The following is a 22,933-nucleotide window of genomic DNA, read 5'->3' as shown; positions in this document are numbered from 1 at the left end:
TGATTTTTTAAGGTTAATTTTTGCTCTGAATTGTCAGGGGGAGATGACAAATATGGATCAATGTCGCATTATCTATGCAACAGCCATATTATTGTCACTGCTGTGTCAAAAATGTAGCACCATTAAGAAGCACCATTTTTTACTATGGATAATGTTGAACTTAATGCTTTATTTGTAACGAGCCGAAGAAATAAACTCACCAAATGTCTCACACCAAATAACAATGGTGTTGTAATTGGATACATTCACCTCTTCATCTACTGGCAGTGTAAAACGGTCAAACGTTTTCACGTCGCCAATGCGTACCATTTGATCTTTATTTGCAGCAAACGACTGCTCTGTTTCAATAAATACAGGGGATAAATAGAGTTTGTAGTCCGGGCCAGGTGCTAATTCACCGACAAACGCAATATTGTTCTTGCTTATCGCAACAGAACCGACTCCCCAATGGAGGAAATCACTATCGGTTCGATCTCGTTGAAATGATCCTGTGTATAAAGCTTCGTGGTTGACCTGCTCTATGATTGCCATAGAGGGTGAGGTTGGTTGAGTAAGAATGGGCAATGCGTATATTCCTAACGCAAAGCCCAAGGCACCAAAAATAAGGTGTGAAAGGATTAAAAAAACAGTCTTCACGCTGATGCACTCTCGTCAAACTTATTTATGACTCAAATGTACACGAAAAGTTGTAATTTATCAGGTGAATTGGTTGTATTTATTTGAAGTTTAATGCTGTTTTTTCTGACAGCTTCACAATTACGTCCACTGCCTTTTCCATGCCTTCAATTGTAATAAACTCATGAATACCGTGGAAATTGTAACCGCCAGTGAAAATATTTGGACATGGTAACCCCATAAATGACAATCTTGCCCCATCTGTACCACCACGAATCGGCTTAATCATTGGCTCGACATCACATGATTCCATCGCCTGTTTGGCTAACTCAATCACCTGAGGATGTGGCTCAACCATTTCTTTCATGTTGAAGTAGCTGTCGGTTAAACGCAGCTCTACCCGCCCTTTTTCTAATTGAGCATTCAGTTCATCCACTTTTTGCTGCATAAAGGCTTTACGTGCTTCTAAGCCATCACGCTCGAAATCTCGAATGATATAACCCAACTCACTTTTAGCCACTGACATCTCGGCTGATTTTAAATGATAAAACCCTTCATACCCTTCAGTGCATTCAGGCGTTTCTTGCGCTGGCATCATTAACTGGAATTGGGCAGCGATATTCATCGCATTCACCATTTTTCCTTTTGCCGTACCAGGGTGAACATTGGTTCCATGACAAATAACATCTGCACTGGTCGCGTTGAAGTTCTCATATTCAAGTTCGCCAACAGGGCCTCCATCAATGGTATATGCCCATTTCGCACCAAACTTTTCTACATTGAACAAATTCGCTCCACGACCGATCTCTTCGTCAGGCGTAAAGCCAATACAGATTTCACCATGAGGAATCGACGGCGTTTCAATTAAGGTTACAATTGCAGTTATGATCTCTGCAATTCCGGCTTTGTTATCTGCGCCAAGTAGTGTTGTACCATCTGTCGTGATCAGGTTATATCCATGCAACTTGTGTAGATCGGGATATTGTATCGGTGATAGGACTTCGTCCCCTTTCCCCAATGCGATATCACCACCTTGGTAATCTTCAACAATTTGTGGTTTTACATGCTTACCTGATGCATCAGGCGCCGTATCCATATGAGCAACGAAACCAATGGGCGGTACGTCATAGTCTACATTCGAAGGTAAACGCGCCATGAGGTAACCGTTATCATCCAAACTAACATCACTTAAACCAAGTGCGATTAGTTCATCTTTTAGATATTCAGCAAAGACCATTTGCCCTTTAGAGCTAGGACAACATGTTTTTGAAGGTTTGGATTGGGTATCAAAGGTAACGTAATGCAGAAAGCGGGTAACAAGGTTATTCATAACAATCTCTCAGATATCAAGACAACCCATTTTGGGTTTAAATATTTTGTATGACTGTCAGATCATACTACGCCTTAAATATTGATTTTTTTTGCTATAAATCATCTTTTAGGCAATCACTGGCGTATGACGCTTAATATGAATAAACCTCAACCAACGCCAAAGCTCATCACTATTAAAATGATTGATACAAAAATGCCCGAATAGCTTCGGGCATTTGTCTTGAATAGTTTTTGATACTTGGCTTAAAGCAGAATAAAGATACCCGCTAAGCAGGCACTCATCAGGTTCGCTAACGTACCAGCTAAAACCGCTTTTATCCCTAGGTTTGCCACTTCGGCACGACGTTCAGGTGCAATCACACCAATTGAGCCAAGCTGAATTGCAATTGAACCAATATTTGCAAAACCGCACAACGCAAACGTAACAATAACTTGCGTGTGTTCTGACAACATGGCTTTGTGCTCAACAAAATCAATAAAAGCAACAAATTCGTTCATTACGATTTTTTGGCCAATGTATGAACCAGCCATCAACATTTCATTTGTTGGAACACCGATTACCCATGCTAATGGAGAGAACAAGTAGCCAAATAGTGCTTGTAAGGTAATACCGCTAAATCCAGCAACCTCTCCGAAGCTTTCTAAGCCCGTGTTGACCATGGCAATCACACTCACAAATGCAATTAGCATCGTACCAACAGCAACGGCTACTTTCATACCGTTCATCGCACCGCTTGCTAACGCATCAATAACGTTACTTTCTTGTGCTTTATCCATCTCAATATCTGATTGATCAATCGGTGTATCACGTTCTGGTACGATGATTTTTGCCATCATCAAGCTTCCGGGTGCCGCCATAAAGCTTGCTGCGATCAGGTATTTTAATTCAACACCTAAGCCCGCATATCCACCAAGAACACTACCAGCAACAGATGCCATGCCACCCGCCATTACAGCAAACAGCTCAGAACGAGTCATTCGGGAGAGAAAAGGACGAACTAAAAGTGGAGACTCACCTTGAGAAAGGAAGATATTACCCGTTGCAACCAAAGATTCCGCTTTACTTGTACCAAGGAACTTTTGGATTCCACCGCCAATAAACGCAATCACTTTTTGCATAATGCCCAAGTAATAAAGGGCGGAGATAAGTGCACTGAAGAAGATAATAATTGGCAGGACACGAACGGCAAAGATAAAACCAGTATTAGCTAAATCGCCAAATAAAAAGCCGATACCTTCATCAGCAAATCCCAATAAGCTAGAAACGCCACTACTTAAGCTAGTTAAAGCAGCTTGTCCCCATGGGAAGTAAAGCACGATAGCGGCAAATCCCACTTGGAGTAGTAATGCACGAGACACTGTTTTCCAATTGATGGATTGACGGCTTTCCGACAACAGCACCGCACACAAAAGCAAGGTAGCAACACCGATTAATCCGAATAAAATATTCACTTATGATCACCTTATACAAGCAGAGAAATTTAGCTGGTCCGGTCCGTGGGGTCATTCACTATTCCCTGTGACGGCTTGTATTGGCAGAGTCAGACTCTTAACCGGGCGGAAAGTATAACGAAGAAAGAGAGAGATTCATCACATTTTTTAACGCAAACGTTCAAGCGGTTATAGTTTGAACAAAAAAAATCAAGTCTCATAATTAAGATGCGCATAAATTGACTATTAACAGATCACTTTTTTACTAAAAAATCATCTTTAAACTATGAATTAAGATCACAGTTAAAGCTACAACTTGAAGCAAATCCCTGATTTAGTTTGTGGTTTTTTTCCTTGGACGCTAAATTACAAGAACGCAAACTAACGTACTACAAGTTGATTCCTAACAACGTCAAGTAGTAACCATATAATACACTTAGTACCAATTCTTTCCCCTCAGCTTGCTGGGGGGATTTTTTATTTAATTCAGCTAATTATCAAATCTATCAATCATCAAGTGTTAGTGATTTTTTATCTAACGTTAGCTCTTGAATTATTCACCCTAGGCTCAAGTTACAGCCAAGGTTGCAAACATCCAATTAATCGTTGAAGTGGTAATTTTTCTGCACTTCTCTACAATATGCCTCCCCTTTCCGTCACAGAAATACACCAATGGAACGCGACTACACATACGCCTCGTTAAAACAAGCATCGCCTGAAGAACTAGAAACACTGAGCATGCGATTAATTCATCGCTTGATCCCTGAAGAGTCGATGTCTGAGTTATTTACCTTCGAGCAAGAGGAAGTTGCCAATGAGGAGCGATATCAGGCAGCTCAATTTGATGCCATGTTGCGCATGACAGCTATTGCGCTGGGCGAAGTTCCTGCTCTGTTTTCAGGATCAGAAAATGCGCAGCAAAATACACTGCGTATGACGCGATTGTTGTTGTGGCATTTTTATGCCGTATCTTTCCATCTTGTAAACACAATCCCACTTGAAACACATTGCAATCATGTGGAATTCATCATCAAAAAAGCACCAAAAGATGCGTTTGCTTGGACGAAAGAGCTAACCGAGTTGCTCCATCAATACGCGAAAATCCATGAGCAACAGAATGACGCATCCCAAAAATAAAGGTTTATCGACAACTTATTGTGTTATTTAAGTTATCGTTGTTTATATGATTCAGTTGTCACCAAGGATGGTGGTCTCCCCTATGCACACTTCTGTTGTATCCCTCTCCATTTTATTTGTTGGTATGTACGCTACCTCGACTTGGGCTAACAATGCTTCGAACGCACTAAACGAAACAGATCTATGCCACAGTCAACAGGACCAATCGCATCTCCTTGATAAAGCCTTTCACTACCTTAATACTAAGTTTTGCCAACCCGCTCTTTGGTTTGATAATTTTTTTGTTGATGAACGGGCCGATGAAGATGGTCGAGCAGGAACTGTCGTCCGTTGGTATAACGATTTTTCATATATGGAAAATGAAGGGTATCAATTTAAAACTAAACTTCGTTTTCGTCTGCATTTACCTAAGGCAACGAAACGACTCAAGCTTGTTTTTGAATCCGATGAGAAAGACGACCTTACTGAGCTATTACCTTCCACACGCTCAGATGCAGAAGAAACGTTAGGCCTACGTTATGACTGGTATAGTGAAGCGAAGCAGAGCTTTAATATCAAAGTGACCGCCAGACCCGTTATCGAGGCCCGATATCGCTATACTTATCCCTTTTCGGATGACACGCTAGCGCGGATTACCCAGAAGATATACCAGAAAAAGCGCCTGACGGGTGAATCGACTCAATTAGACATTGACCATTCATTGAATCCAACGTTTCTCTTACGTTGGACAAATTTGGCCACTTACGAAGACGATATCAAAGGCTGGAACTTAGGCAGTGGTGTAACATTGTTCCAGCATATTTCTGATAAACAAGCCATCAACTACCAAGCAAGCATCTCAGGTACAAATCGTCCCTATCATTATTTGGAAAATACGCGGATTGCCATCAGCTATCGACAAAATATTTGGCGTGATTGGCTCTATTACGAAATTCGCCCAGAGTACAACTGGAAGGAAGAGCCTGACGTAGAAAGGTATCAAGAAGCGATGGTAACACTGAGGTTCGAACTGTTGTTCCATAATTTATAGAGCCCACCGTGTGGGCTCTTTTTCTAAGTCGGCTTTAATCGTTAACAAGCACAATTCGTGCATTTTTCGCTTGGACCGGACGATTGTTTTGCCCCATAACATTCACCAATTGTTGCTGTTGCTCACTGGTGAGTGATTGTGCGTCTTTCAATACAAACCAACGCACGCCTTCACTACAAGGTGGCGTCGTTAAAGAGCCATTGAAGCGGTAATATTCTCCCGTTTCTGGCAATAAATCTTTAACCGCAAAAGAAGATTTCAATGTCACCGTTTGATCTTTATTTGGCATGATCTCCGTTAACTTATCCAGCTCTGCACTCACTTTTCCCGTTTCGAACATGACAGCTAAAACCGCTAAGTTTCCATCTTTGTCCGCATTAACAAAGTGCGCTTCTAATGGATACTGTTTATCTTTAATTAAATTCTCCGACGGTGTATGAAAGTGAAATTGTGCTAATTTGAATTCTTTACCGTCGATAGTAAACGTATTCTTTCCATCAACAACGGCTTGTAGTGTGTGTCCGTTATTCATTAGACCAACCACATTGCCTTTGTAATCAACATGGAGCTTGCTTAGCTTGGCTTCAACACCACTCTCAATATTAATTGGACTTTGGTTTTTGCCTACTGCACACTCGCTTGCAAATTCCCCCCAATGCTCCGGACCATGATCTCCTTTATATCCCCACTCAGAAGCGCTCACCATACCGCTTGTTAATGCCGTAACCAAAAAAGCAACTGTTGTCTTCTTCATTATTATCTCCTTGCAATAGACCAACTGAATTTCGGCATTATGGTAAACACACCCAGCGCAAAAGTGACAACATACAAACTTTGTTTTCAGGTTATAAATGGAACTGATAGCGATGTTTAACTGAAATTAATAATTTACTTTGTTTTCAGTGGTGTTTCCGCGTCTGTCCCAGGAGAAAGAAAAAGGCCAAGCACTTGTGCTTGGTCTTTTGAGGATTTCATTTATGAAAGTTATTCCCAATCTAGAATCACTTTGCCTGACATACCGCTGCGCATGATATCAAAGCCTTGTTGGAAATCATCAATCTTGAAGTGGTGTGTGATGATTGGAGTTAGGTCTAGGCCTGATTGAATTAATGAAGCCATCTTGTACCAAGTTTCAAACATTTCACGCCCATAAATGCCTTTGATAACCAAGCCTTTGAAAATAACTTGGTTCCAGTCGATCCCCATGTCAGATGGCGGAATACCTAGTAGTGCAATACGGCCACCGTGGTTCATCGTCGTTAGCATTGAGTTAAATGCAGCTGGGTTACCTGACATCTCTAGACCTACGTCAAAGCCTTCGGTCATGCCTAATTCAGCCATTACATCTTCTAATTTTTCTTCAGCCACGTTGACGGCACGTGTTACGCCCATCTTACGAGCAAGCTCTAAACGGTATTCGTTCACATCAGTGATCACTACATGGCGAGCACCAACGTGTTTCGCGACTGCCGCAGCCATGATACCAATAGGGCCTGCACCTGTGATCAGTACATCTTCACCAACTAAATCAAAAGAAAGTGCGGTGTGTACAGCATTACCAAACGGGTCGAAGATAGAGGCTAAATCGTCAGAAATGCCTTCCGGTATTTTGAATGCATTGAATGCAGGGATCACCAAATACTCCGCGAATGCCCCCTCACGGTTTACGCCAACCCCCACTGTATTACGACATAAGTGAGTACGACCACCGCGGCAGTTTCGGCAATGACCACATGTAATATGGCCCTCACCTGAAACACGGTCACCGATTTCAAAGCCACGAACTTCTTGGCCAATTTCGACCACTTCACCCACGTATTCATGACCAACAACCATAGGCACTGGAATTGTTTTTTGTGACCATTCGTCCCAGTTGTAGATGTGGACATCAGTCCCGCAAATTGCAGTTTTCTTAATTTTGATCAGAATGTCGTTGTGACCAACTTCCGGCTTTTCAACCTCAGTCATCCAGATGCCTTCTTCAGGCTTTAGTTTTGATAGTGCTTTAATTTTCATTATTTGATGATCTCCATGTCACGCCCTACTTCGATAAACGCATCGATAGCGCGATCTAGCTGCTCACGAGAATGTGCAGCTGACATTTGTGTACGAATACGTGCCTGACCTTTTGGTACTACAGGGAATGAGAAGCCGATGACGTAGATACCTTTCTCAAGAGCGCGCTCAGCAAACTCAGCAGCGACTTTTGCGTCACCAAGCATAATTGGAATGATTGCGTGGTCAGCACCGCCCATAGTGAAGCCAGCCGCTTCCATACGTGTACGGAAATGCGCTGCGTTTTCCCATAAACGGTCGCGCAGGTCACCGCTTTCTTCAAGCAGGTCAAGAACACGAATTGAAGCATTGACGATTGCAGGAGCCACTGAGTTAGAAAATAGGTATGGACGAGAACGTTGGCGTAACCAATCGATCACTTCCGCTTTGCCAGAAGTGTAACCGCCTGATGCACCGCCCATCGCTTTACCTAGCGTACCTGTGATTAGGTCGATACGGTCTACAACATCGTGGTATTCGTGAGTACCAGCACCTGTTTTGCCCATGAAGCCAACGGCGTGTGAATCATCAACCATAGTGAGTGCGCCGTACTTGTCAGCAAGGTCACAAATTGCAGGAAGGTTAGCCACCACGCCGTCCATTGAGAATACACCATCAGTGACAATCAGGATGTTGCGAGCACCGGCTTCTTTCGCCGCGATCAGTTGCTGTTCTAGCTCTTCCATGTTGTTGTTTGAGTAGCGGAAACGCATCGCCTTACACAGACGAACACCGTCAATGATTGAGGCGTGGTTTAGTGCATCAGAAATGATCGCGTCTTCTTTGCCAAGAATGGTTTCAAACAGACCCGCGTTAGCATCGAAACAAGAGGTATAAAGGATAGTGTCTTCTTTACCCAAGAACTTAGATAGTTTTTGTTCTAGTTCTTTATGGATGTCTTGAGTACCACAGATAAAGCGCACTGATGCCATACCAAAACCATGGACATCCATGCCCTCTTTACCCGCTTCAATAAGTGCTGGGTGGTTAGCAAGACCAAGGTAGTTGTTGGCACAGAAATTCAGTACTTCTTCGCCAGTAGATATTTTTACTTCCGCTTGTTGCTGAGAGGTAATGACACGCTCTGATTTGTAAAGACCTTCAGCCTTTACTTCTTCAAGTTGTTGTTGGATCTGTTGGTAGAATGCAGAAGACATTTCAAATTCCTTCCTAGTTATTGTGAGCGCAAGCATGTGGCTTACTTTTCTGGCTCTTAATAGCCATTTGTCGTTCACTCAAGTGTAAATCAAGCTGTGGCTTTTCATTATCCTGCCAAATGGAAAAACATTCATGAATGACAGGAACAAATCCATCTTACCGTGTGTCATACATGACACACTTTTTTTCTCTATCTAACTGTTTAATATACGGTTTGGTCACATTAATATCGTTAAATTTCTTTTAAGTTACTCTTATAGAACCAGCAGAATTCACACAAGGAAGTTTTATGTTGAAGTTATCTATCTCAAACAAAATTACTATACCCATGTCGGTCATACTCACCGTGGCGATTATTTCCGCTGGTATGGTTGTCTTTCAAGGTCAAAAGCAGAAGGCGTTAAACTCTCAGCTTAATGAGCAGGTCCAACCCGTATTTGGAAGTTTAGAGGATGCCTATCGCGATCTATACCAAGTGATGGTTGCAGCAAACGGTGTGGCTCAGGCAGAAAACGACCAAGAAATTGAGCACCATACTTTTGAGTTTAAAGACAATGCATACAAAGCCGTACCACGAATGGAAAAAGTCGCGACACTCTTCAATGCAGGAATTTTGCCTAGTGAAGATGCTGCGGAACTGAGCAAATTGGTTGAAGCCACATCTAAATGGATAAACCTCTACGAACCTATGTTTGCAGACCCTAGACAAGCTGTTGAGTATTATGAAACCAACCTGAATGACTTTGAAGCTCAATTCATCATTATTCGAAAACAACTCAAAACAATTAGTAAGTTAATCGAAACAGAGCAAGATAGGCTTCGAACTCAAGTCTCTGAGTCAATTGAAACAACCACTCTATTTTCTTCCCTACTATCGGCAATCATTGTTATCGCTGCACTATTTGCACTTTTCATCGCAAGACAATTTGTAATCAAACCGATTAAAGAAATTGAACATATGATGGCTGATATTGCGCAAGGCGAAGGAGACTTGTCGAAAAGAATCCCAGTGAACACGTCGGATGAACTTGGTGCCTTGGCGTCTTCTTTCAATCAATTTGTGAGTAAAATCCACACCACAGTAGAAGAAGTAATTATTTCATCAAACGCCGTACGTGCCGAAATGGAGAATATTAAATCACTGACCCAGCACATAGCCGAATTTAGTGGTGACCAACAGCAAGAAAGTGATGCTGTAGCGACCGCCGTTAACGAAATGGAAGTCACGAGCCAAACAGTGAGCCAAAATGCAAATGAAGCCGCTACAGCTAGTGATAACGCAAGCCTTGAGGCCAACCAAACTAACCAGACACTTCAAGACACCGTTACATCGATTCAGGCACTTTCCAAAGATATTGAAAATGCGAGCAACGTAATTCATCACCTCGATAGTGATGTCAATAATATTGTCTCTATATTGGATGTTATTCGTGGTATTGCTGACCAAACAAACCTACTCGCACTAAATGCAGCCATTGAAGCAGCACGCGCAGGTGAACAAGGTAGAGGTTTTGCTGTCGTTGCTGACGAAGTCCGCTCCCTAGCCAGTCGTACACAGGAAAGTACCGGTGAGATTCAGGCCATGATCGAAAAACTTCAAGCAGGAGCGCAACAAGCTGTCACTGTCATGGCCTCAAGTAAAAACAGCAGTGATAGCACGATAACGATGGCAGAAACCGCAACTAATTCGCTTAGCGTTATTCGTCAATCGATAGGACAAATGAATCAGATGAACACCGAGATCGCAACTGCTGCAACTCAACAATCTCATGTCAGTAACGAAGTAAATGCTAATGTTCAACGAATTGCCGATAATAGCCATCAAATGGTCGAGATGGTGAACAGCGCGGACAACGCTTGTATCAGTCTTTCAGAGCAATGTCAGAAGTTGGATGACTTAGTTGCAGAATTCAAAGTTTAACCTCACAAAGCCCTGTCATTCAGGGCTTTTTTCTAACGTGATTTTTGTATCGTTTTAAGGAATAATTCTTACCAGTAATTTGTTACTGAGTTCCTACTATGGTCAACCAAAAACTATTGGCCCTGTTGCCCGACCTTGCTGCTTACGTCGAAATTGTGAACGAAGGCAGTTTTACCGCTGCTGCAAAAAAACTGGGGGTAACACCGTCAGCGTTAAGTAAACTCGTAACACGTTTAGAACAGGCACTTCAAGTAAAGCTTTTTCAACGGACAACGCGTAAATTACTCATTACTCAAACTGGGCAGAAGGTTTTTGAGCAATCCGTCGTCATGCTCAATGCCGCACAACAAGCCGTAGAGCTTTCCGCTCGCGAGCATGATGAAGCATCAGGCTCAGTGACTGTTGCAGCTCCTGAAGCCTTCTTAAATTCCGTTCTACAGCCTTTTGTTATTCCGTTTTTAAAGAAATACCCTGCAATTCAGCTAAAATTGAGAGTCGCAGATGGTGAGATAGATATACTTCGTGATGGCATTGATGTTGCTTTCAAACTCACGGATAAGCCAGACGAAAACCTAGTGTTGAAAGAAATCGCTCAAACTAATCTTGTTCTTTGCGCTTCCCCTCAATATTTGGAAAAACAAGGAGAGCCATTACACCCCACTGAACTGACCCAACATGACTGCTTATACCTTGCAGAAAATGACAGGGACAATATTTGGTCGTTTTTTAAAGATGATGATTTCCATTCTGTAGCAGTATCAGGCCATTATGCTGTTAATCATTCACAAATGCGCTTAAATGGCGTCAAAGCGGGTTTGGGGATAGGCATCTTCCATGACTTTGTAATACGAGATGCATTGAAGCAAGGGAATGTTCAAAGGGTACTGTCTGACTGGACAATAAAGAGCAATTACCATGGTGCGATAGCGATGCAATACGCACAAAGTAAATACATACCAGCTCGCTTAAGAGCTTTTATCGACTTTGCGCAACATGAGATGAAATTCTAATCCTTTTTTTTATTATAACGATATCAATCAGTAACTTTTAATAAAATAAAAATTAAATCGGTAATAATTGACCCATTAAGAACGATTTTTTTGTTCTATTAGCCACACAAAAACCTTCTCCTCAATAATCTTCGAAAACCTTTAATAAATTTATATTCACAACATCACTTGAAATTAATTCATCTCAGTAAAAATGCATCATTCATGTATTAAATCCGAGACAAGGCAAGACCCAAAAATAAGACCATATTATACATCTTTTATATATAGACATTATTATCCATTGGAATAAACAATTCCCACACTAGCACTATAGTTTAGCAGCATTCTAGTTAGTATTATTTAGCATGACATTGATTCCACTTTTCACAACAAACACCCCTACAACCCTAATAAAATGGTGAAATTGCAGCCCATAATTAATGTATTAACACATTAATCAACACTGATAGACAAGCTAAATCCGAGCCTTGTAAGCAATCAGAAATACGAACAAATAATCTAAAAGTATTAAATCGGAGTAAGCATGAAATTAACAACGTTAAGTAGTGCAATTACACTTCTTATAACCTCTGGGTTAATAATGGGTTGTAACAGCGAAGCCACTAATGGTTCAAGTTTTTCACCAATTGAATCACCAGAGTCAAATAATATCCAACCATTGATTACTGAGCGGTATTCCCTTCCACAAGCTATTCCTTACGGCCAAGAAATCGTCATAAATTCTTCGGCATTAGCAGAAGATATAGGCAAAGAAAAAATCACCATCACAAATGCAGAGATTAATTCGAGCGAAGGTATTTTAACCGATATTTCTTTAGATTCGATTGCGTTACGCTTTTTTGCGCCAGGCAAACATAAAGTCACCATTTCTTATTTCGATGAAACAGGCCAAGCAGGAGTTTCTGAGATATCGATAGATTCAGCTCAAATAACAGATAAGCAATATCATCGTTTTCTTTTGCAAGCGACATTTGGACCAACCGTTTCAGATCTTTCCACGCGTAAAGTAATTAATCTTTCGAAATGGATTGATCATCAAATGAAAATCCCTGCTTCTTCCCATCAGCAAATGACCAAGGAGTTTGGTGGACGCCGTGAAGATCGAGCGGATGCATGGTATCAAATAGCATTGAAAGGCGAAGATCAGCTACGCCAAAGAATTGCGTTCGCCCTTAGCCAACTATTTGTCGTTTCCCAATCAAGTGGCCTCTACAACCGCGTAGAATCACTTGCGAATTATAATGATATGTTAGCTAGTCATGCATTTGGAAACTTTCGGGAGCTACTTGAAGATGTGTCAATGCATCCCGCAATGGCTTATTACCTTACTCTGCTCGGTAGTGAAAAAGAGAATGAGCGAACCGGAGCTCAACCTGATGAGAATTACGCACGTGAAATCATGCAATTATTCACTATTGGCTTAAACCTCATCAATAACGATGGATCTATTATTCTTGATGATCAAGGTAAGCCAATTGAGACATATGTTCAAGAAGACGTCCGTAATGTAGCGAAAGCCTTTAGTGGATGGAATACTGCCTCCGGAGACTCAGAGCTATTACAACAAATTGTTGCAAATGAGTCTCTTCACGACACCTCTGAAAAACATATTCTTGGCCACACGCTACCCGCGGGACAAACTGCCGAAGAGGATATAGCGCAAGTCCTCGATATACTGTTCAATCATCCTAATACGCCACCATTTTTTGCCGAACAAATGATCAAACGCTTGGTCACATCCAACCCATCACCAAAATACATTGAAAGAGTTGCTAATGTATTTATTGATAATGGGAAAAGCATAAGAGGTGATTTGGGTGCTGTTTTTAAGGCTATTCTATTGGATGAAGAAGCACTTGGATTAAATGCAGAGGCAGCTCCAATCAAAGTCAAAGAGCCTCTAATCACCATTTTGAATCTACAACGTGCGATGAATGTCCAATTTGACAAGGGTATTGCTCGAGGTGCAACTAATATTTATTACACTGTCGATCAAGGTCCATTGCTCGCAAAATCTGTTTTTAATTTCTACTCTCCCGATCACATTATAAAGCCCAGTAATAAATACGCGCCAGAAATGGAGATCATATCTTGGCCTGATTATGTTGATGTCTATGTGTATCTCCGAGCTTTTGCGATGGGATACGCATACAACATGAAACCAGAGTATGGATATTTTGCAAATTCAACAGATAACACGGAACTCTTTGTTCAACAAATTAACACTATTTTCTTTGGTGGCGATATGCCCGAGCCGCTACTAACACAAATCACTGAATATGTAGAAAATAATAATCGTGGTGGTGGCATTAAGAATAATATTTGGTTGGTTAGATTTATATTAGAGCTTGTTGTTAGTTCAGACGAGTTCTTTATCCAGGATTAATAGTTATGAGTATTAGTAGAAGAACCTTTTTGCGTAGTATTGCCGCTGCATCATTAATTCCCCATGTTGGTTGGGCAAATGGAAGTACATCAGATGATTACAAAGCACTAGTCTGTGTTTTTCTTGGCGGAGGAAACGACGGGTTTAACACCTTGGTTCCAACAAGCGAAGAACATTATCAAGCCTATTCAAACGCTCGTAAACACATCGCAATAAAACATCATGAGTTATTACCGACCTCGCTTCAAGCTGCCGATAGGGATGGCGTAAGCCTAGACTTGGGACTACACCCGTCGATGGCAGCACTCAAGCCGCTCTTTGACAAAGGCTATGTTAATGCAGTATTAAACTGCGGTGTTTTAAAGCAGCCAATGTCCAAAGAACAGACTGATTTCGCTCCATATGAACTCTTTTCTCATAACTCTCAGTCAGCAGAATGGTTAAAAGGAGATGCAACCAACCATGAAGCATATAGCGGTTGGGGAGCTAGATTAATGACCCATTTAGCAACCAACAGTTCCAATACTCCGCCTTTGTACAGTTTCGCGGGTAAAACCAAACTTTATCAGGGTATCAATAATATTAATGTATTGCCTACTGACCGGACCTCTACATTAAGGTTTTCGAATGACCGTCTAAAAGAAAGTTTCATTAATACGCTCGAACAGCACGGCTCATCTGACCTCCACAACCATTTTCGTAATATTATGAGAGACAGTCTTTCTTTAGGGGAAGCAACTGGGAGTATTTTGCAAACTCATGGTGATCCTGAACTAGCAAATTACTCAGGAATGCTATCAAAACAGCTCAATGCTGTGTTTAAGTTCATACAGCACCGAGAAATGACTAATCAAAATCGTCAGATTTTTTATGTAAACCTCAGTGGCTTTGATACTCACGCGAACCAAAAAGCCGAGCATTCTAGACTATTAAAAGAACTCAGCGTCGCACTGGCTGAATTTTACAATGCTTTAGACAATGAAGGGCTTTCTCCCAACGTAACAACGGTCACAATGTCTGATTTTGGACGCCGTATTGTTCCTAATGCAACAGGGACTGACCATGGTTGGGGTAATAACCAATTGATTATCAACGGTGGGCTCGCCAAATCTGGAACGACAGGTGTATGGCCTTCACTCGAGTATGGTGGCCCAGATGATTACTCATCAGGTCGCTTGCTACCAACTACGTCAGTCGATCAAATTGGAGCAACCTTAGCGCAATGGATGGGGGTGGCACCCGCTGATATCGATAAAGTCTTCCCTAATATTGGGAGTTTTTCTCCTCAACTGCTCGACTTTATTTAGTAGAAAGCCCGGCTTAAGCCGGGCTTATTTGTATCCGTTCTCAAATTTAATGTATGTCAGCAGGTGTAGAGCAGATAAACTGACCACACAGATATAAAGCAGTTACAAATCATGTTTAATAAATTTCATCACGTCGCGATCATTTGTTCCGATTACCCCACTTCTAAGCATTTTTATGTTGAAGTATTAGGCTTAAAGGTTTTGCATGAGCATTATAGGCAAGAGCGGGATTCCTATAAACTGGACTTAGCCCTTGTAGACGGAAGCCAAATTGAACTGTTCAGCTTTCCAGATGCCCCACTACGCCCCAATTATCCTGAAGCTCAGGGTTTACGCCATCTCGCTTTTGCTGTAGAAGACATTAATGTAACCACTGCACACCTGAGCAAACATGGTGTTTCAGTTGAGGCAATTAGAACCGATGAGTTCACAGGAAAGCAATTTACCTTCTTTCAAGATCCTGACGGCTTACCTTTAGAAATATATGAGCAATAAAGCCTCTTCCGAGGCTTTCTGTTTTATCACTACACCTTATCAGCTAAACACCAGTTTTAATCGCTCGAAGCGACTAAATAACAGCCAGTCCACCAGCAAAGCTAGGATAATAGAAACCCCAGCTAAAGGGAAAAGCACTGAAACAATAACTATCGATATTAACCCTGTTTTCCATACACCTGCGGAAGAAAAGGCCGGTGGAGCACCGAGTTTGCCCTGCCCACTAGGTCTTCGTACCCACCACATAAACAAGCCTGTAATTGCGAGAACAATGAACGATATACATATCAGTGTATTAGCCACCTTGTTATACACACTAACATCTCCTTGATGCAAAGCGATTCCTGCAGCCATTGCTTTAGCGACCAAGTTATAATCATTCCATGTCACATCGGCCAATAACTGACCTGAATACCGATCGATATGAACGGTTCGATCATGAGTCGGATTGGTTATATCGCCGCTCATCGTATTTGCAGAAACAGTAAACACACCCGTTTCAGAGCGGGGAAAATGAACCCGATAATACTGAAACCCTAAGAGTTCAGCTTGTTTAACAATGCTATCTAAATTGACTTGATTCACTATTTCTACAACGTCACTCCCATTCTCTCCCATTTGATGATGCCCGTGAGAAGTTGGAACCGGCGTTTGTTCTAAGTTCCAAGGCATTTCTTCCTCAGAGCCATGATTTAGATCTTTATGACTTAGGCTGGATAAAGGTACATCTTCCCATTTTTGAGCAGGAAAACTACTCCAAGCTTGCACAAATTTGCCACCCCATATACCCGCCCAAGCAAGTCCAGAAAGAATGAAAAACAACAATACAAGAGATAGACCTCCTCCTAAATTGCTATGTAAGTCACGTACGAACGTACGGCGCCCACTGCTAACTCTGAATCTGAGGAACCCAGTTCTGCGCGCATTATCAAGAGGAAGCCATAAATACATCCCTGTTACGAGTAGAATAATGCTCAAACTCGCAGCAACTTCTATCAAATAATCACCGTAATCCCCCATAAGAAGCGTGCCATGAATTTCATTTGCCAGCTGATACCAACTATCGCTTCGATCAATTTGGCCTAATACTTCTCCGCTATAAGGATTCACCGTAACTAATCGCATTTCTCCATCAGGAAAACGAATGGAGAAACGATTGGCCATATCATCACTTTGAGATGGCAAAAACTGCGTTATTTCTGCTGTTGGAAATGCGCGTTTAACATTAAGAAGCTGTTCTGAAGGTGTGGTTGTATTAACTTCTGGTATTACTTTTAAAATAGGTTCATACCTTGCTAATTCTATTTCATCATCAAATAGCATAACTAAGCCGGTTATACTTAACATCAACATAAACGGGACAACAAATAAGCCCGCGTAAAAGTGCCAGCGCCATGTTAAAAAATAGAGAGATTTTAGGCGTGCTGAGTCCTTAGGTGGTGTCTGAGTTTGACGACCTAACATTTGATATTCCTTTTTATAGGTGTGTAGAGAATTGCACGTAAAGAATGATGAGCAATGATTTTGTTTCCAATGCACAAATCTCTAAATACACAAGATTCAATCATCTGATAACGACAGATGAAAGAGTTATGACTTTACTCATGCGCTCTAATGGCGCTTGATAAAATTAAGAAATCGTCAATTGTGGTGGTGCACGAGGAATATGCTGTTCAAATCGTATGTTTAGAGCCAAATAAACATACTGACGAGCATGAGCATAAACAGCATTGGTGCTTGTGTGAGTGGTTGGAAGTTTGTCTTGATGAAAAGAAGAAAAGTGACCAAATGGACAGGCTTTAACATGGGAAGAAGAGTTGACCTCTCCTTCTTCTATTTGAACCAATTCAAAACCATTGAGTGTACACAACGTTGCCCAAACACCGGCACTACTACCGTGTGCGTTAATCACAGGCATCAATGTCACTAAAACCCAACTTAAGGCACTTAGTAGCAACATTGCTCTGTAATTTTGGACTCTGAAACTCATTTACAATCCCTATAAAATGAGCCACAGACTATACTACACACCCACCCTTAGCGCAGCATTATTGCTTCAGATTGCTTACATAATCACAACCTCGAAAACACATTAGCCAAACAATCGTTGCCAGATGCTTGGATTACGTTTGTCGTGGTATTCAACTCTTAGTGCATCAATTTCTCGTAAGGATTCTTTAGCTTGGTCAAAGTTACCGTTATCTAACTGAGTTTCTACGCGTTCAATGGCTTTAGAAAGCTTATTAAAGCCTTCAAAGTAAATAGCCTGTTTTTCTGGTGGATATTCACCTTTCTTCGACAACGCGACTAAATCAGACAAATTGGTTAGTGCGGAGTCCATTTCTTCAAGGCTTTGAGCTTCTACCGCACTCTTAAATTCGACTTTCATCTGCTTCATGGTTGCTTTTAAGTCGAAATCAGAGGCCATACTTAATGGTGACATTAGTATTGCACCAAACAAAATTAACTTTCTCATCGTCGTATACTTCTTTGTTATTTGTTTTTATAGAAACTAGGCTGCCAGTTTAATCAAAATATGGGGGGATGTAGAACGTGATTTTGTATCAAGATGAGAAAGAAGCAATTGCGGTCGAGAAAATAAAAGCCTATACATCAGCGTACAGGCTTTCATTTGGAGAAGAACCCAAAGAGTTACAGCTCTGCGTATTCCACAATGGGTTTACGCCCACGTAGCTCTAAGAAGTTGAGAAATTGCCTAGGGGTGTGAGTAATCACGTTACTTGCGCTAATCCCGACCTCTTCCATCAATTCAGCGACCAAAGACAAGTTACCAACATCATGGCAAAAATGCGCATCGCTCCCTGTCGTAAAAAAGACACCTATCTCTTTTCCAGCATGGGCAATTTCATGGCAGCGGTCGACACTCCCAACACGGCTGTTACCTTTCAACGTCGTGTTGTTAATTTCAATGGCAACGTTATGCTCCCTGGCGCATTCCAGTACCGTTCGAAAATCAAAATCAAAATTGGGATTACCTAAATGTCCCAAGGCATCGACTCGCCCAGACTTAATCACGTTGATCAGCGCTTCAGTATGTTCATCTTTGTCTGCAGGGCGAAAAACCGGTTCATGAAAACTCGCAATAACCCAATCAAGGTTTTTATCCACCGTATGATGAATATCAATCTCCCCTTCTCGGTTAAGAATATTAGATTCGACACCACGAATAACCGCGATCCCCTCTAAAAATCGTGGCAGAACACGCTGATTTGAGAAAAACCAGTAATGAGGAGCACCTGGCATAGACTCTGAATGGTCTGTCGTACAGAACATAGCCAAACCATTATCTTTGGCCGATTTAGCGTTTTCAATTAATGTGCTATAAGCGTGGCCACTCGCATAAGTGTGTGTATGAGTATCAACAGCAAGTTTCATGATCTTATCTATATCGGTAAGTTTTGGTTATTTTATACTAAAGTGGCTTCAAGATGCTTGCTCAGAGATGAGTTTAATTAAAGGTAGTGCTTTTTCCCAACCACAATTAAACATACTCACGAAATCAGGATGAGTATGGACCGTAACCTTCAATAACACGCTCTCTTGTAAAGAAACGATCTCATACTCTTCCCTTGAACCAATCCACTTCTTTGCGACATCACTATCAATATCTTTTACGTTATCCGGCGTAAATATTGCGACATGATGATATTCAATCACTTTGTGGGGCTCCAACCGATCGATAACCGCTCGAGACCCACCGACATTCGGATCATAAAAGGCGAGATTTTCCCCTTCAACCCAACGACCATCCATTTTTGAATCAGGAGAGAATACTTTCGCCCACTGAGAATAGCTTTCTTGTTCCGTTATTACTTGCCATAGTTTTTCAGCCGATGTAGCAATCTCGATCTGATAGTTCAACGTCATCATACCGTTACCCAATTTATCCCCAATTTTTATGATTCATTTAAGTTATAGGCACATTTCATGACAAATGGTGTGTATTTAGGGTGCCCATCTCCACAAGCTCATCGAATTGAGAGCCGTTAGACGGTTTTGTGAAAATATCAACTAACTCATTTATAGAAATTTATTGCGACTTTTTTGGCAACACTGATGCTTTAGTCAATACTTTTATGGAGATAAACATTATCGGACAGGCCATGAAGAAGCGTCGCTACCCTTTAAGCATTCACATCACAAGCTTGTTTTTAGCACTGACCACTTTGGTTGGGCTGACATTAATTGTCATTAGCTACCATCATTCCCAACAACTTCTCTCTGGAAGCGCCGAAGAGGTGAGCGGAGAAAACTCACGCAAACTAGAATCTGAATTTAAATTGAATGCCGCACCGATACTAACAACACTTGATTTCATGGCAACAAGTGAAGTCATTGAAGACAGTAAACCGCCCTACAAAAATAAACGCTTTCTTTCTGCCATTGAACTTATTTTCCTACGTAATCGTCACTTGGTCGCTCTATTTTATGGCAACGAAAACGGCGTATTCACACTACTACGCCCATTACGTTCAACCAGTGACAGAGCTCAGTTTAACGCTCCGGAAAAAGCAATGCTGATGATCCGACACTCAAATGTGTCAGGGTTAATTGAACAACACTTTTTAGACGGAAATAACAATCGTATTGGCTATACCAAAGAGCACAATAATGAATACGATCCTCGCGTCCGGCCATGGTTTACCAACGCTGACCTCGATGGAGAAATTCGCTTAACCGAGCCTTATTTGTTCTATTCAATGAACGTAAACGGCGTAACACTTTCACGACGCTCTCCAGATGGCAGTAAAGTGGTCGGAGCCGACTTTACCTTAGAGTCACTATCTGACCAAATCAGTAAAATTGGCTATTCAAACAACTCCAAACTTGTGTTGTTTGATAATCAGTTTCGAGTCTTAGCCCACCATCAAGCAAATATTGATTTAAGTAGCGACCACGCAACAACTATCAATCAGCTTCTCGGGGGCGTATTTCGCAACATTTTGAATCGAGTCAGCAGCCAATCACTCTTCGAAACCGCCGTTGATGACAACCAAAACCTTTGGTCGGTAACATTAACGCCTGTCGCTCTAAATCAACATGTTAGGTTGCTATTAGCTGAAGCAACACCGCAAGATGACCTCATATCAAACTTGCTTTCAATGCGCGATCGGCAGATCACGGTTGCATTGAGCATGATGCTCGTAAGCTTCTTAGTGGTTTGGTTAGTGGCAGTTCGATTGTCTAACCCCTTGCAGAAACTTGTTGCATTGACCGATGACATCGCACGATTTGATTTCAAAAAAACACGTTATCCGAAGAGTATGATCAAAGAAGTTGCGAATCTGACTCAATCCATCGAACTGATGGAGCACACATTGCATGATCTTTTGCGACTACTCCGAGAGACGGCCTCAAATCAGGATTTCACAATACTCGCCAAAACCATCACTCATCAAAGTTACATGGTCACGCGGGCAGAAACCATCATGCTCTTCGCTTACTCAGAAAGTGAACAGCAATTCACAATAGCAGCCAATCACGCCATTATTCCGTTCAAAATAGACATCAATACGTTTTTAAGTGAAACCGCATGGCTGATAACAGATTTAAAAAAAGGAGAGATAGTTCACCTCAACCGAGAAGATAATGCGCTCAACAACTACAAAGATTGCTTCTATAATTCAGACGTTTACTTTTTCCCACTGCTAAACAAGAAAACGCAATTAGTTGGTATCTTACTGCTAGGTTATGAACGCGCAATCACTCCAGAACAAAGTGACAAACATGCATTTCTGAAAGAGCTGTTAAGTTTTGCTGAAATTGCAAAAGAAAACATCGATCAAATGCTGCAACAAAAAGCCATGCACAATGCTTTTATCGAGTTGATTGCATCTGCCATTGATACCAAATCACCTTATACCGGAAGCCATTGCCAAAGAATCCCTGTTTTGACCAAACTGCTCACTCAAGTTGCGGCAGACGATACCCACTACTTCCCACAGTTTGGAATGACGCCCCAGCAATGGGAAGAGCTCCACCTTGCCGCATGGTTGCATGACTGCGGAAAAGTCACCACGCCAGAATATGTCATCGACAAAGCCACTAAACTTGAAACCATTTATGACCGCATTCATGAAGTACGAATGCGTTTTGAATTATTAAAACAACAAGCAGAAGTCGAATACTGGAAAGCTCTTAGTAAAGGAGGAGTTGAAACTGAGCTAAAACAAGCATTAACAAAAACTCATCAGGAACTCGATGACGAATTCGTCTTTGTCGCCGAATGTAATGTAGGAAGTGAGTTTATGGATGAGGAGAGCATTAAAAGGCTCAACCAAATTGCTAACCGTCAATGGAAAAGAACGCTAGATGATCAAATTGGCACATCATGGATAGAACAACAACGTGCCAGTGAGCCACAAACGTTACCTGTATGGGAAAACTTATTATCCGACAAACAAGTGCATCAAGTGAAATGGGAGCAAGGTGAAAACCCTATTGAAATGTGGCAGGAAGAGTTTGTTTTGGCTCCGGGTGAACTGAAGTATAACCGAGGCGAACTATACAACTTATCGATACGTCGCGGGACATTAAATGATGAAGAGCGTTTTATCATCAACGATCACATCATTCAGACTATCGTTATGCTTAAGCGTCTTCCCTATCCGGAACATTTGAAAAATATTCCCGAAATAGCTGGTGGACACCATGAGAGAATGGATGGCAAAGGCTACCCCAGAGGTCTCAATGAAGAGCAGCTTTCTATACCAGCAAGGGTCATGGCTATTGCGGATGTTTTTGAAGCCCTGACGTCTTCTGATCGTCCATATAAAAAAGCGAAAAATCTCAGTGAATCCATCAATATCATGACAGAGATGGCAACCACCGGGCACATCGACCCTAAACTCTATCTTTTGTTCCTTCAAAATAAGCTCGACCAAGTGTATGCCAATCAGTTTTTAGCCCCTGAACAGATAGATACTATCGACAGAGAACATCACGTTAAGCAAGTAAAACAATATCTGCGTAGCTTGTTCTAGTAACCTAACTATTATTAAGCATTAAAGCGCTTCCTAAACGTAAAAGCAG

19 protein-coding genes are annotated in these 22,933 nt (G+C 41.5%); 8 read left to right on the top strand and 11 right to left on the bottom strand.

Annotated elements, in window-relative coordinates; translation table 11 throughout:
* Window positions 1–168 precede the first annotated feature (168 nt).
* From ACQEXS_RS06275 to ACQEXS_RS06265, 3 genes are all read right to left on the bottom strand, one after another.
* Complete coding sequence (locus ACQEXS_RS06275) at window positions 169–636, bottom strand: DM13 domain-containing protein (protein ID WP_367989644.1); 468 nt, start codon at window positions 634–636, stop codon at window positions 169–171.
* A gap of 79 nt (window positions 637–715) precedes the next feature.
* Entirely contained in the window at window positions 716–1,945 is a 1,230-nt protein-coding gene (pepT, locus tag ACQEXS_RS06270; RefSeq protein WP_427013195.1) for a peptidase T, read from the bottom strand.
* 245 nt (window positions 1,946–2,190) lie between these two features.
* Window positions 2,191–3,399: a NupC/NupG family nucleoside CNT transporter gene (locus ACQEXS_RS06265; protein WP_427013194.1), complete on the bottom strand. Its 1,209-nt coding sequence runs from the start codon at window positions 3,397–3,399 to the stop codon at window positions 2,191–2,193.
* A 651-nt stretch (window positions 3,400–4,050) separates the two neighbouring features.
* Between ACQEXS_RS06265 and ACQEXS_RS06260 the strand changes: the two genes are divergently transcribed.
* On the top strand, window positions 4,051–4,515 hold the full coding sequence (locus ACQEXS_RS06260; RefSeq protein ID WP_427013193.1) for an exoribonuclease R: 465 nt from the start codon (window positions 4,051–4,053) through the stop codon (window positions 4,513–4,515).
* A gap of 124 nt (window positions 4,516–4,639) precedes the next feature.
* Window positions 4,640–5,545 carry a hypothetical protein gene (locus tag ACQEXS_RS06255; RefSeq protein ID WP_427013395.1) on the top strand — a complete coding sequence of 302 codons (906 nt, stop codon included), beginning with the start codon at window positions 4,640–4,642 and terminating at the stop codon, window positions 5,543–5,545.
* 34 nt (window positions 5,546–5,579) lie between these two features.
* Here ACQEXS_RS06255 and ACQEXS_RS06250 read toward each other — a convergent pair whose 3' ends face one another.
* From ACQEXS_RS06250 to ACQEXS_RS06240, 3 genes are all read right to left on the bottom strand, one after another.
* Window positions 5,580–6,299, bottom strand: coding sequence for a carbonic anhydrase (locus ACQEXS_RS06250; RefSeq protein ID WP_427013192.1), 720 nt, complete (start codon window positions 6,297–6,299; stop codon window positions 5,580–5,582).
* Between the two features lie 230 nt (window positions 6,300–6,529).
* Window positions 6,530–7,561, bottom strand: a complete 1,032-nt coding sequence (gene tdh / locus ACQEXS_RS06245) for an L-threonine 3-dehydrogenase (protein ID WP_367989638.1) — start codon at window positions 7,559–7,561, stop codon at window positions 6,530–6,532.
* Window positions 7,561–8,757: a glycine C-acetyltransferase gene (locus ACQEXS_RS06240; protein WP_367989637.1), complete on the bottom strand. Its 1,197-nt coding sequence runs from the start codon at window positions 8,755–8,757 to the stop codon at window positions 7,561–7,563. The genes tdh and ACQEXS_RS06240 overlap by 1 nt, the downstream gene beginning before the upstream one ends.
* A 290-nt stretch (window positions 8,758–9,047) precedes the next feature.
* On the opposite strand from ACQEXS_RS06240, the gene ACQEXS_RS06235 reads away from it, so the two are divergent.
* The 5 genes from ACQEXS_RS06235 (at window position 9,048) to gloA2 (ending at window position 15,880) form a co-directional block, all read left to right on the top strand.
* The gene (locus ACQEXS_RS06235; protein WP_427013191.1) at window positions 9,048–10,679 is read left to right on the top strand and encodes a methyl-accepting chemotaxis protein; all 1,632 of its coding nucleotides are present in this window, start codon (window positions 9,048–9,050) and stop codon (window positions 10,677–10,679) included.
* Window positions 10,680–10,777: 98 nt separating this feature from the next.
* The gene (locus ACQEXS_RS06230) at window positions 10,778–11,689 is read left to right on the top strand and encodes a LysR family transcriptional regulator (RefSeq protein ID WP_427013190.1); all 912 of its coding nucleotides are present in this window, start codon (window positions 10,778–10,780) and stop codon (window positions 11,687–11,689) included.
* Between the two features lie 526 nt (window positions 11,690–12,215).
* Window positions 12,216–14,078 (top strand): DUF1800 domain-containing protein, encoded by a 1,863-nt coding sequence (locus ACQEXS_RS06225; RefSeq protein WP_427013189.1) that lies wholly within the window; start codon window positions 12,216–12,218, stop codon window positions 14,076–14,078.
* A gap of 5 nt (window positions 14,079–14,083) precedes the next feature.
* Entirely contained in the window at window positions 14,084–15,385 is a 1,302-nt protein-coding gene (locus ACQEXS_RS06220; RefSeq protein WP_427013188.1) for a DUF1501 domain-containing protein, read from the top strand.
* A gap of 111 nt (window positions 15,386–15,496) precedes the next feature.
* Window positions 15,497–15,880: an SMU1112c/YaeR family gloxylase I-like metalloprotein gene (gloA2, locus tag ACQEXS_RS06215; protein WP_367989632.1), complete on the top strand. Its 384-nt coding sequence runs from the start codon at window positions 15,497–15,499 to the stop codon at window positions 15,878–15,880.
* A 39-nt stretch (window positions 15,881–15,919) separates the two neighbouring features.
* On the opposite strand, the gene ACQEXS_RS06210 is transcribed toward gloA2, so the two are convergent.
* The 5 genes from ACQEXS_RS06210 to ACQEXS_RS06190 all read right to left on the bottom strand — a co-directional run bounded on the left by ACQEXS_RS06210 (window position 15,920) and on the right by ACQEXS_RS06190 (window position 19,771).
* Entirely contained in the window at window positions 15,920–17,344 is a 1,425-nt protein-coding gene (locus tag ACQEXS_RS06210) for a PepSY-associated TM helix domain-containing protein (protein WP_427013187.1), read from the bottom strand.
* A 166-nt stretch (window positions 17,345–17,510) separates the two neighbouring features.
* Window positions 17,511–17,870, bottom strand: a complete 360-nt coding sequence (locus ACQEXS_RS06205; RefSeq protein ID WP_427013186.1) for a hypothetical protein — start codon at window positions 17,868–17,870, stop codon at window positions 17,511–17,513.
* A gap of 102 nt (window positions 17,871–17,972) precedes the next feature.
* On the bottom strand, window positions 17,973–18,356 hold the full coding sequence (locus tag ACQEXS_RS06200) for a cytochrome b562 (RefSeq protein ID WP_427013185.1): 384 nt from the start codon (window positions 18,354–18,356) through the stop codon (window positions 17,973–17,975).
* A 176-nt stretch (window positions 18,357–18,532) separates the two neighbouring features.
* Window positions 18,533–19,276 carry a phosphatase gene (locus ACQEXS_RS06195; protein WP_367989629.1) on the bottom strand — a complete coding sequence of 248 codons (744 nt, stop codon included), beginning with the start codon at window positions 19,274–19,276 and terminating at the stop codon, window positions 18,533–18,535.
* Window positions 19,277–19,324: 48 nt separating this feature from the next.
* Entirely contained in the window at window positions 19,325–19,771 is a 447-nt protein-coding gene (locus ACQEXS_RS06190) for an SRPBCC family protein (protein ID WP_427009810.1), read from the bottom strand.
* A gap of 233 nt (window positions 19,772–20,004) precedes the next feature.
* Here ACQEXS_RS06190 and ACQEXS_RS06185 point away from each other — a divergent pair, with 233 nt between their 5' ends.
* Window positions 20,005–22,884 carry an HD domain-containing phosphohydrolase gene (locus ACQEXS_RS06185; protein WP_427013184.1) on the top strand — a complete coding sequence of 960 codons (2,880 nt, stop codon included), beginning with the start codon at window positions 20,005–20,007 and terminating at the stop codon, window positions 22,882–22,884.
* The last annotated feature ends 49 nt before the right edge of the window (window positions 22,885–22,933 follow it).

Origin of the sequence: Vibrio sp. TRT 17S01 (genome assembly GCF_050113695.1) — a bacterium.
Lineage (GTDB): Bacteria > Pseudomonadota > Gammaproteobacteria > Enterobacterales > Vibrionaceae > Vibrio.
This window is presented reverse-complemented; position numbering and strand designations above follow the sequence as displayed.

What these genes read in the sequence shown, in the direction of transcription:
- pepT (WP_427013195.1), bottom strand. Translation starts at nt 1,945, where the DNA reads ATGAATAACCTTGTTACCCGCTTTCTGCATTACGTTACCTTTGATACC.
- ACQEXS_RS06260 (WP_427013193.1), top strand. Translation starts at nt 4,051, where the DNA reads ATGGAACGCGACTACACATACGCCTCGTTAAAACAAGCATCGCCTGAA.
- ACQEXS_RS06255 (WP_427013395.1), top strand. Translation starts at nt 4,640, where the DNA reads ATGTACGCTACCTCGACTTGGGCTAACAATGCTTCGAACGCACTAAAC.
- ACQEXS_RS06250 (WP_427013192.1), bottom strand. Translation starts at nt 6,299, where the DNA reads ATGAAGAAGACAACAGTTGCTTTTTTGGTTACGGCATTAACAAGCGGT.
- tdh (WP_367989638.1), bottom strand. Translation starts at nt 7,561, where the DNA reads ATGAAAATTAAAGCACTATCAAAACTAAAGCCTGAAGAAGGCATCTGG.
- ACQEXS_RS06240 (WP_367989637.1), bottom strand. Translation starts at nt 8,757, where the DNA reads ATGTCTTCTGCATTCTACCAACAGATCCAACAACAACTTGAAGAAGTA.
- ACQEXS_RS06235 (WP_427013191.1), top strand. Translation starts at nt 9,048, where the DNA reads ATGTTGAAGTTATCTATCTCAAACAAAATTACTATACCCATGTCGGTC.
- ACQEXS_RS06230 (WP_427013190.1), top strand. Translation starts at nt 10,778, where the DNA reads ATGGTCAACCAAAAACTATTGGCCCTGTTGCCCGACCTTGCTGCTTAC.
- ACQEXS_RS06225 (WP_427013189.1), top strand. Translation starts at nt 12,216, where the DNA reads ATGAAATTAACAACGTTAAGTAGTGCAATTACACTTCTTATAACCTCT.
- ACQEXS_RS06220 (WP_427013188.1), top strand. Translation starts at nt 14,084, where the DNA reads ATGAGTATTAGTAGAAGAACCTTTTTGCGTAGTATTGCCGCTGCATCA.
- gloA2 (WP_367989632.1), top strand. Translation starts at nt 15,497, where the DNA reads ATGTTTAATAAATTTCATCACGTCGCGATCATTTGTTCCGATTACCCC.
- ACQEXS_RS06210 (WP_427013187.1), bottom strand. Translation starts at nt 17,344, where the DNA reads ATGTTAGGTCGTCAAACTCAGACACCACCTAAGGACTCAGCACGCCTA.
- ACQEXS_RS06205 (WP_427013186.1), bottom strand. Translation starts at nt 17,870, where the DNA reads ATGAGTTTCAGAGTCCAAAATTACAGAGCAATGTTGCTACTAAGTGCC.
- ACQEXS_RS06200 (WP_427013185.1), bottom strand. Translation starts at nt 18,356, where the DNA reads ATGAGAAAGTTAATTTTGTTTGGTGCAATACTAATGTCACCATTAAGT.
- ACQEXS_RS06195 (WP_367989629.1), bottom strand. Translation starts at nt 19,276, where the DNA reads ATGAAACTTGCTGTTGATACTCATACACACACTTATGCGAGTGGCCAC.
- ACQEXS_RS06190 (WP_427009810.1), bottom strand. Translation starts at nt 19,771, where the DNA reads ATGATGACGTTGAACTATCAGATCGAGATTGCTACATCGGCTGAAAAA.
- ACQEXS_RS06185 (WP_427013184.1), top strand. Translation starts at nt 20,005, where the DNA reads ATGAAGAAGCGTCGCTACCCTTTAAGCATTCACATCACAAGCTTGTTT.